We start from the raw sequence: 13,568 nt of genomic DNA on the forward strand, positions 1-13,568 counted from the left end.
AAGATATGGGTCTATAGCTCAGTTGGTCAGAGCGCACGCCTGATAAGCGTGAGGTCAGTGGTTCAAATCCACTTAGACCCACCATACGTGGGGATATAGCTCAGCTGGGAGAGCGCCGCCCTTGCAAGGCGGAGGTCGTCGGTTCGAACCCGACTATCTCCACCATTTAGGACTTTTATAGTTCTTAATTGCACCTTGAAAACTGCACAATAACAACGATTAACCGAGTCTAGATTAAACTAGTAAGGGCGTATGGTGGATATCTAGGCGCCAGAAACCGATGACGGACGTGGCAAGCTGCGATAAGCCTTGACGAGCTGCAAACAAGTGATGACTCAAGGATATCCTAATGGGAGCACCTGACATGGTAACCCATGTCATCTTAGAGTGAATTAAAATAACTCTAGGAAGGTAACCGGGTGAACTGAAACATCTTAGTAACCCTAGGAAAAGAAAGCAAAAGCGATTCCCTAAGTAGCGGCGAGCGGAAGGGGAATAGCCCAAACTGTAATAGTGTAAAAGCTCATAGGCATTGCTATTATAGAGTCGTAGGGCTATCACGATACTACTATGAAGTATCATAAGCTGACTTTTAGCTAGTCGAAGTGGTTGGAAAGCCACACCACAGAAGGTAATAGTCCTGTAGATGAAAATTAAAAGAGGCTTAGATAGTACCTGAGTACCATGAGTCACGTGGAACCTCGTGGGAAGTGAGGAGGACCATCTCCTAAGGCTAAATATTATCTGGCGACCGATAGTGAACCAGTACCGTGAGGGAAAGATGAAAAGAACCCCGAGAGGGGAGTGAAATAGACCTTGAAACCATATGCTTACAAGCGGTCAGAGGGCGTATATATATCAGCCTAATGGCGTGCTTTTTGCTTAACGAACCGGCGAGTTATGTGAAGTGGCAGAGGTTAAGCCTAAAAGGTGAAGCCGTAGCGAAAGCGAGTCTGAAGAGGGCGCAAGTCGCTTAGCATAGACCCGAAACCGAGTGACCTATCCATGGTCAGGATGAAGCAGGTGTAACAGCCTGTGGAAGTCCAAACCGCGTTGGCGTTGAAAAGCCATGGGATGAACTGTGGATAGGGGTGAAAGGCCAATCGAACTCGGAGATAGCTGGTTCTCCCCGAAATAGCTTTAGGGCTAGCCTTAAGACGGCTGTATTGGGTGTAGAGCACTGATTGGACTAGGGGCTTACCCAAGCTACCGAATCCATTCAAACTCCGAATCCTAATACAGAAAGCTTAAGAGTCAGACTATGTGGGATAAGCTTCATAGTCGAGAGGGAAACAACCCAGATCGCCAGTTAAGGTCCCAAAGTGTAGACTAAGTGGCAAAGGAAGTGAGACTGCCTAGACAACCAGGATGTTGGCTTAGAAGCAGCCATTCATTTAAAGAGTGCGTAATAGCTCACTGGTCGAGTGGTCTTGCGCCTAAAATATCCGGGGCTCAAGTCTACCACCGAAACTGCGAATTGGTTATCCAATGGTAGGGGAGCATTCTATACGGACTGAAGCAGTACCGGAAGGAGCTGTGGACTGTATAGAAGCGATAATGCCGGTATGAGTAACGAGAAACAGGTGAGAATCCTGTTCGCTGAAAGTCCAAGGTTTCCTGAGCAAGGCTCGTCCGCTCAGGGTAAGCCGGGACCTAAGCCGAGGCCGAAAGGCGTAGGCGATGGATAGTCGGTCAAAATTCCGACGCTACCTATTAGCATTTGAGCGAAGGGGTAACGCAGGAAGATAGACTTGCCTGTCAACGGTATGACAGGTTGAAACACTTAGAAGGATGGTTTAGGCAAATCCGGACCATTGATAACTTTGAAGTGTGATCAGGAGTTCCTACGGGAACGAAGAAGTTGATTCTCTACTGCCAAGAAAAACCTCTAGCAAGGTGATAGGTACCCGTACCCCAAACTGACACAGGTGGACTGGATGAGAATTCTAAAGCGAGCGAGTGAACCTTCGTCAAGGAACTCGGCAAACTAGCCCCGTAACTTTGGGAGAAGGGGTGCCTCAATAGAGTTATGCTCGAAGAGGTTGCAACAAAGAAGCTTAGGCGACTGTTTACCAAAAACACAGGTCTCTGCTAAGACGCAAGTCGAAGTATAGGGGCTGACGCCTGCCCGGTGCTGGAAGGTCACGGGGATATGTTAGGACTTAGATCCAAAGCATTGAACTTAAGCCCCAGTGAACGGCGGCCGTAACTATAACGGTCCTAAGGTAGCGAAATTCCTTGTCGGGTAAGTTCCGACCTGCACGAATGGCGCAACGACCTAAGCACTGTCTCGACGAAGGACTCGGTGAAATTGAAGTGTCTGTGAAGATGCAGACTACCCGCGGCTGGACGGAAAGACCCCGTGGAGCTTTACTGCAGTCTGATATTGAACTTTGGTACACTATGTACAGTATAAGTGGGAGGCATTGAAATCGGCGCGCTAGTGTCGATGGAGCCATCAATGGGATACCACTCTTATTGTGCCGGCGTTCTAACTACGCACTGTAACCCAGTGTTAGGACAGTTTCAGACAGGCAGTTTGACTGGGGCGGTCGACTCCTAAAGAGTAACGGAGTCGCCCAAAGGTTCCCTCAGTGCGGTTGGAAATCGCACGAAGAGTGTAAAGGCAGAAGGGAGCCTGACTGCGAGACATACAGGTCGAGCAGGGACGAAAGTCGGGCTTAGTGATCCGACGGTAGAGCATGGAATTGCCGTCGCTCAACGGATAAAAGTTACCCCGGGGATAACAGGCTTATCTCCCCCAAGAGTTCACATCGACGGGGAGGTTTGGCACCTCGATGTCGGCTCGTCGCATCCTGGAGCTGGAGCAGGTTCCAAGGGTTGGGCTGTTCGCCCATTAAAGCGGCACGCGAGCTGGGTTCAGAACGTCGTGAGACAGTTCGGTCCCTATCCGCCGTGGGCGCAGGATATTTGAGGGAAACTATCCCCAGTACGAGAGGACCGGGATGGACGTACCGCTGGTGGACCAGTTGTCAACCAATGGCATTGCTGGGTAGCTAAGTGCGGAACTGATAAGCGCTGAAAGCATCTAAGCGTGAAGCAGATCTCAAGATTAGATATCCCATGGAATAATCCAGTAAGTTCCCTGATAGACTATCAGGTAGATAGGCCAGGAGTATAAGTGTGGTGACATATTAAGCTGACTGGTACTAATAGAACGAGGGTTTAATCTAGATAAAGTTATTATTGTGCAGTTTTGAAAGTGTAATAAATAATTCTGGTGGTGATTGCGGAGGGGCAACACCTGTTCCCATCTCGAACACAGTAGTTAAGTCCTCCAGCGCTGATGGTACTATAGGGGTAGCCCTATGGGAGAGTAGGTCGCCGCCAGAATTTGCTATATATAAAACTATATTGTTCCCCGATAGCTCAGTTGGTAGAGCGAGTGGCTGTTAACCACTTTGTCGCAGGTTCAAGTCCTGCTCGGGGAGCCATTTTTATTTTTTTTGACACCTTTGGAGGTGTCTTTTTTTATTTTTTGTTTGCAGGAATTAATTGTAAAATAATAGAAAGATATAAATTAGTCTTATATTAGGGGGGGATGTTAAGAGCAGCAGTATATCATAAACCATATGGGAACTATGTTTATCCAGTAGATAAAGATCAGCTTTTTCTACGGTTAAGAGCTAAAAAAGGTGACTAAAATGATGTATATGTAATTTATGATGGTGGTTTTAGGGACTGGAATAATAATGCACCTCGTTTTAGGAAAAAGATGAAAAAGTATAGTTCTAATCAGTTATATGATTATTTTAAAGTAGAGATTAATTATTCTAAAAAGAAGTTTAAGTATTTTTTTACTTAATGATGGTCAAGAAGGGTTATATTATTCTACTTATGGTTTTAAATTTGATTTTCCTGAAGATAAAGACTGTTTCCAATATACTTAAAAAGATAATGATTTATTATGGAGATAGTGTTGCAATTTTGAAGTTGGAATAATTTTTTAAAAGTGTTGTTATGTTAAGATAAAATCTTAGTTTATATTTTAACTCTTTAGATGATAATCTATTCGAAATATTCCTACCTTTGTTTTTAATTGCTTGTATAATAGTTGGCTTTAAGGAAAACTTAAAGGTTAGATACTAGAGTAAAATTGTATAATTGATCTGCAAGGAGGTATCATATTAGTGTCTAAAGATGCTATTACAGCAATGAGGGATCGTGTCAGTACTAGAAATTATCTTCCTGAAACAGTTTCAGATGAAGTAATTTATGAAATATTAGAGTCAGCTCATTACGCTCCTAGTGCAGGTAATTTACAACCTTGGGAATTCTATGTAGTTAAAGACCAAGAAAAAATTAATAAGTTAGTTGAAGCTTGCCATAATCAAAAGTGGATTTCTGATGCATCAGCTATTATTACGGTTTGTGCTTTGCCTGATATTTCAGCAGATGAATATGGTAGGCGTGGTGCTAGTTTATATGTTATCCAAGATACTGCAGCAGCAATTGAGAATATTATTTTGGCTGCTGAGGCTTATGATTTAGGTAGTTGTTGGATAGGAGCATTTGATGAAAATAAGGTAAAATTAACTTTAGGTATTAAAGAAGAAACTTGGCCAATTGCTTTAGTTACTATTGGCTATTCAGAAGAAAAGTTAAAAGATGCTACTCCTAGTCGCTCACTAGATGAGATTGTGACATTTATTAATTAGGAACTAGGAGGTGATGATTAATGAATTTGAATCTAGACTATTATCAGCAGAAATTAATACAGGAAAGAAAAAGAATTTTGAATCAAATCGATAAGTTTGATGATAATGGCTATGCTGGTTTAAAGAATAGTATTCGTGAGTCAACTAGTGGTTTATCAAATTATGATAACCATCCTGCTGACTCTGGTAATACTACTTTTGAAAGAGAGAAAGATATTGGCTTACAAGATAATGCTAAGGTTATGTTGACAATGATTGATGATGCTTTAGAAAAGATTGAGTCAGGGCAGTATGGTTCATGTGACTACTGTGGGGAAGATATTAATTCAAAGCGTTTAGAGGCTATGCCTCATACTACTATCTGTATTGATTGTAAAAATGATTTTGAGACAAGTGAAAATATCAGTGATAGACCATTAGAAGAGGCTACAATGAATGACTATTTTGATACAGGTGGATATTTTAGGTTAACAGATGATAGTGAAAATACAGCTTTTGATGGAGAAGATACTTGGCAGTCTTTGGCTTCGGTAGGCACTTCTAATACACCTTCTGATGTGCCAGGTGCTCGTAATGCTTTAGATAGTTATATTGATGCTGATGAATGGCCTTATCAAGATCTCTATGAAGATGAACTGAAAGATATATTTGAAGATAAGGAATAAAATAGGAGCATAAAAGCCTTTTCTATTAAAATTAGAAAAGGCTTTTTATTTTTAATTATATTTTAATATGTCTAATTAAATATGTCTATACTTTTATACTGATACTATTAATAAACTTAGAGTATAATTAATTATTATCGTGTTGTATATAAAGTTATTTTGTGAATAAGCTCTAATCTATATTTCTTGTTTTTTTATGTTATTTATGCTAAAATATGAGTTAGTTTGATTATAATAAGTAGCAAAGAGGTTATTATAATGAATGGAGTTGGGAAAATGACCATCTTAATTACTTTTTTAATTACTTTGGTATTAGATCAAGTGACAAAATATATGATTGTTAAAGAATTTATTTTGTATCAATCAATGCCAATTATTGAGAATATTTTTCACCTTACTTATGTACAGAATAGAGGAGCAGCTTTTGGGATTTTGCAAGGGAGAGTTTCCTTTTTTATAATTGTTACTTTATTGTTAATTGCAGTCTTAATTTATTTTCTGAGAGAATTACCTTTAGATAACTTTTTAAATTGTTTTGCTTTAGGATTAGCTATAGCAGGAGCAATAGGTAATTTGATTGATAGAGTTAGGTTGGGTTATGTAATCGATTTTTTTGATTTTAGAGTCTGGCCTGTATTTAATATAGCAGATTCAGCTATTGTAGTAGCAGTAATTATCTTCAGTTATTGGATGTTAGTAATAGATGCTGATTAATTAAAGATGGAGTGATAATATGGAAGACAAGAAAGAGTTTAACATTAGAAATAAAGGTAGTAAACAACGTTTAGATAAATTTTTAGCTAATAAAAATGATAATCTATCAAGAAGTTATATTCAGGAGTTGATAAATTCTGGACAAGTATTAGTTAATAACGAAAAAGTTAAGAAAAGTTATAAGTTAGAAGTAGGAGATAAGATTAAATTAACTATTCCAGAGGCAGAAGAAGTTGATCTAGAACCAGAAAATATTTCGTTAAATATTATATATAAAGATAAAGATTTAGTAGTAGTTAATAAGCAACCGGATTTGGTTGTCCATCCAGCACCAGGGCACACTAGTGGGACCTTAGTTAATGCTTTATTATATCATTGTGATAATTTATCTGGTATTAATGGAGTTATTAGACCAGGAATTGTCCATCGCTTAGATAAAGATACTTCTGGAGCAATAGTAGTAGCTAAAAATGATGAAACTCATATAGATTTGAGTCGACAGTTTAAAGAACGAGAAACAAAGAAGGAATATTTAGCTTTAGTGCAAGGAAGAGTAAAATATAATAAAGGAAAGATTGATGCTGCTATTGGTCGTGATCCTCATAATCGTAAGAAGATGGCTGTAACAAGTAAGAATAGTAAGAAAGCTATATCTTATTTTGAAGTTATAGAAAGGTATCAGAATCATACGTTAGTTAGAGTTAAATTAGAGACAGGTCGTACCCACCAGATTAGATTACATATGAATTATATGGGACATTCGGTAGTAGGAGATGAAACTTACGGGCCAACTTCTCAACTAGAGGTTTCTCGCCAGATGCTACATGCTAAAATATTAGGTTTTTATCATCCTCGAACTGAAGAATGGAAAGAGTTTGAAGCGCCGTTATTAGAGGATATGGAAGAAGTATTAGCAGATTTAAAATAACTACTTGCAAGTTGGATGAGTTTTTGATAGACTACAGTTAGCAAATTAAAGATTGCCCTTTTAAATTGGTCCAGTGAGGCTAAGAAGGGGAAGATAGGATAGATAGAACATAACTATTATCTCCCCCCCTTCTTACTGTCTACAGTGGGAAGGATTTTTTACTTTAAAGGAGGATGAATAGTGGACTTACAAGTTAAGAAAGAGTTAATTGATACTGATGGTATTCGCAGAGCCTTAACTCGGATTTCACATGAGATTATTGAAAAGAATGAAGGTTTAGAAGATATTGTAATTATTGGAATTAGAACTCGAGGAGTACCATTAGCTAATCGGATAGCTGATATGTTAGAAGAGATTGAAGGTCAAGAAGTACCAAGTGGAAGTTTAGATATTACTCTTTATCGTGATGATTTAACTACTATAGCCAATCAACCAATTGTTCACAAGACAGAGATTCCTTTTGATATTACAGAAAAGAAGGTAGTCTTAGTAGATGATGTCTTGTATACTGGACGAACAGTGCGTTCGGCTCTTGATGCTTTAATGGATCTAGGGAGACCAGAAAGCATTCAATTGGCTATTTTAGTTGATCGTGGACATCGTGAATTACCAATTCGGGCTGATTATGTAGGTAAGAATCTACCTACTTCTCAAGAAGAAGTGATCAGTGTTGAATTAAAAGAAATTGATGATCGAGATTCAGTTACTTTAAAAGAATATAATGAATAAAAGTAGTTCCTTTTAAATTAGTCCAGTGAGGCTAAGAAGGGGAGTGATTTTAAGCTATTACTCTACCTCCTTAGCCTACCTAGGTTAAGGAATTTTTTTATGTCTAGATATTATAGTTTAAAATAAATATTAAAGTGAGAAAGACACTAATAGTTACTGATGACTGTTATTTAAAATGGTATTATATAGCTATGAGCCATGTGCTGTCTGTTGTCAGCCAAATTGAATTTATATCTCAAAACTATAGGATATAGGACTTGTTTTTTGAATTTAAAGGTTTTGAATTAGCTAATAACTCATAGCACACAATAAAACAAGGAGGAATAATAATGATTAAACAACGGATAAAAGAAAGTGATTTAGGACTATCTAGATTAATGATATTGGCTGTGCAACACTTATTTGCTATGTTTGGTGCTACTGTATTGGTGCCTAGTTTGACTGGTTTAAATCCAGGTGTAGCTTTATTTAGTTCAGGAGTAGGAACTTTATTGTTTCATATAATTACTAAAGGTCAAGTACCGGCTTATTTAGGATCTTCTTTTGCTTTTATTGGTCCGATTATTGCAGCTAAAGAGAGCTATGGTCTACCGGCAGCTTTATTAGGGTGTCTAGTAGCTGGTCTGATTTATATAACTGCATCTTTTGTGATTAGTAAGGTAGGAACTGATTTTATTGATGAGTATTTACCACCAGTAGTTGTTGGCCCAGTAATTGTGACTATTGGTTTAGGTTTGGCTCCAACGGCTAAAGATATGGCTATGAAACATCTTCCGACAGCGATCTTTACTTTGGTAGTAGCAATTGGTGTCAGTGTTTTAGGGCGAGGCCTTTTGAAGGTAGTTCCCATTCTAATAGGTATAATTGCTGGTTATTTGTTTGCTTTTGCTAATGGAATTGTAGATACAACTCCTATTGCTCAGGCTAGTTGGTTTGCTCTGCCTAATTTTACTACAGTTTTTGCTTTAGATTCAATAGGTGATGGTATTTCTGCTATTACTTTAATTGCTCCTGTGGCAATAGTAACAATGGTAGAACATCTAGGAGATGTTCTAGCGTTATCTAAGACAGTAGATGAGAACTTTATTGATGAACCTGGGCTACATCGTACTCTAATGGGAGATGGAGTAGCAACGGCATTTGCTTCTTTAGTAGGGGGACCACCGAATACAACTTATGGTGAAAATATAGGTGTCTTAGCTCTGACTGGAGTTCATAATCCTTTAATTGTTGAAATAGCAGCCATTATTGTCTTAGGAATTAGTTTTGTTGAGAAGATGGGTGCATTAATTCAGACCATTCCTCAAGCAGTAATGGGCGGGATAGTAATTCTACTATTTGGGATGATTGCTTCTATTGGTTTGCGAACTTTAATTGAAAATGAAGTTGATTTAAGTATTAATCGTAACCTAGTAATTGTTTCTACTATCTTGGTAGTTGGAATCAGTGGTATTCCACTAACTATTAATTTTATCAAGATTGTTCAGTGGCTACAGCTAGATGGAGTAGCTTGGATTGATAAGTTGGCCCAAGCAATTGATGTATTGAAATTTAAAGGGATGGGCTTAGCAGCAATGGTAGGTATTTTATTAAATATTTTATTACCTACAGAATAATAAGAGATAGGTTATTACTGAAAAACTTCTTGTTGATATAATCAGCAAGAAGTTTTTTCTATATATTTGCAGGAGATTTTGTAATTATATCTAATTATTACAAATGGAGTAGGATAGAAAAAAGGGGGGAGATTAATGGGTTAGCTGAATTTTTTAAAGATAAGTTTGAATTAGTGTCTCTTGCTGTATGGGGTATAGCTGTGGCATTTTTAGGTAGGTTGATTGATCTTAGATCAAGTATTGGTTTTCCCTATAAGATGGAACATTTATTTAATGTAAATCTAGAATATCTTATTGAGTTTGGATTAGAAATTGCTATTGTTTTTATTTGTTGGAATATATTTTTATTATTAGTTTATACTTATCATGCTACTAAAAACTTAAGAAATCTTTTTATATCAGTTAGTTTCTTATGGGCTGGAATTATGAATTTAATTCACTCAGTAATGGTTTTTAATCAGTTTGATATAGCATATTACTCAGGATTTAGTTTTTTTGATTTAGCTCCTAAGTTAATATTAGTAAGTACAGTATTAATTAGTTGGCTAATTAATACTGAAACTACTGATAGCTATAAATTTTATTTCTATTTCTTAGTTGTATCTAATAGCTTATATTCTATCATTTCTATTTGCTTATTATTTAAATTATGGTTTTATTTTCCTAGAATGATCATTGCTATTAAAGCTATAGTACTTATTGGTTTAATAATTAATATTGTATACTATGTAAAACAGTATAATTATTCAGGAGATAAATATGATTTATTAGTAGTTAAAGGATTGGTTTTTCTATTATTGAGTGAAATATTATTATCATCCTCTGTTGATTTTTTTGGAACAGTTTATTTTACCAGTCATTTTTATAAATTGGTAGCTTTCATTTATTTCTTTAGAAGTTTTTTTGGTGAAGAAATAACTAATGGAGTTCTGGTTCAAAAAGAAATTGAAATTAAGGATACTAAATTAAATTATCAACAGGAGATGATTAAAGAGTTAAGGTCTCAGCGCCATGATTTTAAGAATGAATTACAGACTATTTATACTATGTTACAGTTAGATAAAGGTAACGAAGCTGAAAAATATATTAAAGATGTACACTGTGAGTTAAGTGAAACAAAAGAATTAGAAGAAAATGAAGAATATGATAATGAATTGAAACCGGTTTTATTATGTAAAGAGAAGGTAGCAGAAAAGAATAATATTGATTTAAAAGCTAAAGTAAAGCTAGATCCTAGTATGATTGCTATGCCTTATAGTAAGTTTACTAAGATTTTATTTAATTTGTTAGATAATGCTCTTGATGCAGTAATGGAAAAAGAATATAATCGTAAAGTAGAAGTTAATTTATTTGCTAAAAAGAAGAAAGTGATTTTAAATATATATAATAATGGACCAATAATTCCGGCTAATATAAAAGATAATATCTTCACTCCTGGTTATACGACTAAAGATAAAGGAAGTGGTTTTGGTTTACATATTGTAAAGAGTTTAATTGAGGACTATGGTGGAGAAATTAATGTCCATAGTAAAGAAGAATCTGGGACAAAATTTATCTGCCAGTTGCCTAAAAAAGAATTTCAGAAAAATATTGACAATGTTGTTTAGGTATGATAATTTTATTTTAAAGTAAAAAACTTCTTTTAAGCTAACCCAGCGAGGTTAGGAAAGAAGTTCTGGTAAAAGAGATTATGCAGTCGTCTTAAAAAAATAGAATCCTTTAAGTTGGTCCAGCGAGGCTAATAAGGGTAGAATAGTTTAATAATGAATATTTTTAGATCCTAGTATATCTAGGGCTTACTTTATAAATTATTAACTTCCCTTGTCAGCTTATGTTGGCAAGGGAAGTTCTGTTTTTTTGTAGGATAAAATCAATAATATTTAATTTAGTAGGTAAACTTAAGTATTAAAAAGAATGAGAGGTGAAAGAATGGGATTAATAAAAAAAGATCTATTAGGATTACAAGAGTTAGCTACAGAAGAGATAGAGTTAATTCTAGAAACAGCTCAGTCAATGAAGGAAGTATTAAATAGACCAATTAAAAAAGTACCAACTTTAAGAGGTAAGCTAGTAGTTAATCTCTTTTATGAACCAAGTACTAGAACAAAATCTTCTTTTAGCTTAGCAGCTAAGAGGTTGAGTGCAGATGGTATGAGTCTATCTATTAAACAAAGTAGTGTAGTAAAGGGAGAAAGTTTAGTAGATACAGCTAAGACTTTGAGGGCTTTAGGGGCTGATGGAGTAGTAATTAGACACGGTGTGCCTGGAGCTGCTAAATTATTGGCTGAAACAGTAGAAATTCCAGTCTTAAATGCTGGTGATGGGATGCATGAACATCCAACACAGGCCTTATTAGATTTATATACTATGCAGGAAGAACAGGGAGAGATAGCAGGTAAAAAGGTAGCAATGATTGGAGATATTAGGCATAGTCGAGTAGCTAGATCAAATATTTGGGGCTTAAATAAGTTAGGTGCGGAAGTAAGGTTAGTAGGGCCAACTACTTTAATGCCTGTAGAAGTAGAGCAGATGGGAGCTAAAGTTTATAATAATCTAGAAGAAGGAATTAAAGATGCCGATGTAATCTATCTATTAAGAATTCAACAAGAACGGCAGGATAAAGGGTTCTTTCCTACTATTAGAGAATATACTCAATTTTATGGTTTAAGAGAAGAAGATTTAAAGTTGGCTGCAGAAGATGCTTTAATTATGCATCCTGGGCCAATCAATAGAGGTATCGAGATTTCTAGAGAGTTGGCTTATAGCAGTCAATCAGTAATAGAAGAACAAGTCTCTAATGGAGTAGCTATTAGAATGGCATTATTGTATCTGTTAATAGAGGGAGGGTTAGAAGATGAATAAATTATTATTAAAAAATGGACAGGTGATTAATCCAATTAAACAGACTAGTCAGAAACAAGATATTTTAATAGAAGATAATAAGATAGTAAAATTAGGTAGTAATTTAAAATCGGAAACTGCTCAAGTATTTGACTTAGCAGGAAAGATAATTACTCCTGGATTAGTTGATATGCATGTTCATTTAAGAGAGCCTGGCTTTGAGTATAAAGAGACAATTGAAACAGGAACCAAAGCAGCAGCTAAAGGTGGATTTACTACTGTAGCGGCCATGCCTAATACTGATCCTATAATTGATAAAGATGCTTTAGTTAAGTCAGTTTTGGCTACAGCCAAAGAAGAAGCAGTAGTCAATGTCTGTCAGATAGGAGCAATTACTAAAGAGAGTAAAGGAGAAGAGTTAGCTGAGATTGGTAGTATGAAACAAGCAGGTGCTATTGGAGTTTCAGATGATGGAAACTCAGTAATGAATGCTGAAGTAATGAGGTTGGCTTTACAGTATGCTAAAGACTTTGATCTACCAGTTATTTCACACTGTGAAGATGATAATTTAGCTGGAGATGGAGTGGTTCATGAAGGTTATTACTCTACAATGACAGGGTTGGATTCTATTCCTGCATCAGCAGAAGATGTAATGGTAGCCCGAGATATATCTTTAGCTGAAGAAACAGATAGTAGAGTCCATATTGCCCATATTAGTACTAAAGGTTCAGTTGAGTTAGTCAGACAAGCTAAAGCTCGTGGAGTAGAAGTAACTTGTGAAGTGACTCCTCACCATTTTACTTTAACTGATGCTGAAATTACTTCTTTTAATACAGCTACTAAAGTAAACCCTCCGTTACGTAGTCGAGAAGATGTGGAGGCAATCAAGAAGGGATTGCAAGATGGAACTATTGATGTAATAGCTACAGATCATGCCCCGCACTCTGTTGAAGAAAAGGATGTAGAGTATGATTATGCTCCTTTTGGAATATCTGGTTTAGAGACAGCTCTAGGCTTAGTTTTAACTGAACTAGTTAAGCCAGAGATTCTAAGCTTGGAAGAAGCTATAGCTAAGTTGACTATTAATCCTGCTCAGATTTTAGATTTAAATAAAGGAGAGATAGCAACTGGAAAAGTTGCAGATCTAACAGTAATTGATCTAAAAGATAATTGGCAGGTAGATCCGGCTAAATTTATTTCTAAAGGTAAGAACACACCATTTACTGGTCATAAATTAAGAGGTAAGACGATAATGACAGTAGTGGCTGGGGAAGTAGTGTATTCAGTTGACAGTTAACAGTGAACAGCTGACAGTTGAAGTCAATTTCAAAGTCAAAGGATAGAGGAGTTAGGAATCAGGAATTAGTGTGAGGAACACTCTAGGATTAAACCTTGT

General features: G+C 36.4%; 9 protein-coding genes, 3 tRNA genes, 2 rRNA genes and 1 pseudogene. All 15 read left to right on the plus strand.

The genetic code is table 11. The features are described from left to right. Positions 1 to 7 precede the first annotated feature (7 nt). The 15 genes and pseudogenes from ACYQ39_RS13450 (at position 8) to ACYQ39_RS13520 (ending at position 13,469) form a co-directional block, all read left to right on the plus strand. Positions 8 to 84: transfer RNA gene (locus tag ACYQ39_RS13450), tRNA-Ile, on the plus strand. A gap of 5 nt (positions 85 to 89) precedes the next feature. Next, a tRNA-Ala gene (locus ACYQ39_RS13455) sits at positions 90 to 165 on the plus strand. 67 nt (positions 166 to 232) lie between these two features. Then, positions 233 to 3,194 (plus strand): 23S ribosomal RNA (locus ACYQ39_RS13460). 43 nt (positions 3,195 to 3,237) lie between these two features. Then, positions 3,238 to 3,354, plus strand: a 5S ribosomal RNA gene (rrf, locus tag ACYQ39_RS13465). A 25-nt stretch (positions 3,355 to 3,379) separates the two neighbouring features. Continuing rightward, positions 3,380 to 3,455, plus strand: a tRNA-Asn gene (locus ACYQ39_RS13470). Positions 3,456 to 3,562: 107 nt separating this feature from the next. Continuing rightward, positions 3,563 to 3,826 (plus strand): annotated as a pseudogene (locus ACYQ39_RS13475) (alpha amylase N-terminal ig-like domain-containing protein). Between the two features lie 325 nt (positions 3,827 to 4,151). Next, on the plus strand, positions 4,152 to 4,679 hold the full coding sequence (locus ACYQ39_RS13480) for a nitroreductase family protein (protein WP_459844106.1): 528 nt from the start codon (positions 4,152 to 4,154) through the stop codon (positions 4,677 to 4,679). A 20-nt stretch (positions 4,680 to 4,699) separates the two neighbouring features. Next, positions 4,700 to 5,344 (plus strand): TraR/DksA C4-type zinc finger protein, encoded by a 645-nt coding sequence (locus ACYQ39_RS13485; RefSeq protein WP_459844108.1) that lies wholly within the window; start codon positions 4,700 to 4,702, stop codon positions 5,342 to 5,344. A gap of 258 nt (positions 5,345 to 5,602) precedes the next feature. Then, a complete protein-coding gene (gene lspA / locus ACYQ39_RS13490; protein WP_459844111.1) occupies positions 5,603 to 6,058 on the plus strand; it encodes a signal peptidase II in 456 nt (151 codons plus the stop codon). A gap of 19 nt (positions 6,059 to 6,077) precedes the next feature. Continuing rightward, entirely contained in the window at positions 6,078 to 6,986 is a 909-nt protein-coding gene (locus tag ACYQ39_RS13495) for an RluA family pseudouridine synthase (RefSeq protein ID WP_459844113.1), read from the plus strand. A gap of 180 nt (positions 6,987 to 7,166) precedes the next feature. Beyond that, positions 7,167 to 7,715, plus strand: coding sequence for a bifunctional pyr operon transcriptional regulator/uracil phosphoribosyltransferase PyrR (gene pyrR / locus ACYQ39_RS13500; RefSeq protein WP_459844115.1), 549 nt, complete (start codon positions 7,167 to 7,169; stop codon positions 7,713 to 7,715). A gap of 329 nt (positions 7,716 to 8,044) precedes the next feature. Then, positions 8,045 to 9,331, plus strand: coding sequence for a uracil-xanthine permease family protein (locus ACYQ39_RS13505; RefSeq protein ID WP_459844117.1), 1,287 nt, complete (start codon positions 8,045 to 8,047; stop codon positions 9,329 to 9,331). A 200-nt stretch (positions 9,332 to 9,531) separates the two neighbouring features. After that, entirely contained in the window at positions 9,532 to 10,938 is a 1,407-nt protein-coding gene (locus ACYQ39_RS13510; RefSeq protein WP_459844119.1) for an ATP-binding protein, read from the plus strand. A 322-nt stretch (positions 10,939 to 11,260) separates the two neighbouring features. Continuing rightward, positions 11,261 to 12,193, plus strand: coding sequence for an aspartate carbamoyltransferase catalytic subunit (locus ACYQ39_RS13515; RefSeq protein WP_459844121.1), 933 nt, complete (start codon positions 11,261 to 11,263; stop codon positions 12,191 to 12,193). Next, positions 12,186 to 13,469 (plus strand): dihydroorotase, encoded by a 1,284-nt coding sequence (locus ACYQ39_RS13520; protein WP_459844123.1) that lies wholly within the window; start codon positions 12,186 to 12,188, stop codon positions 13,467 to 13,469. The genes ACYQ39_RS13515 and ACYQ39_RS13520 overlap by 8 nt, the downstream gene beginning before the upstream one ends. Positions 13,470 to 13,568: the final 99 nt, after the last annotated feature.

Source organism: Halanaerocella petrolearia, from assembly GCF_054657875.1.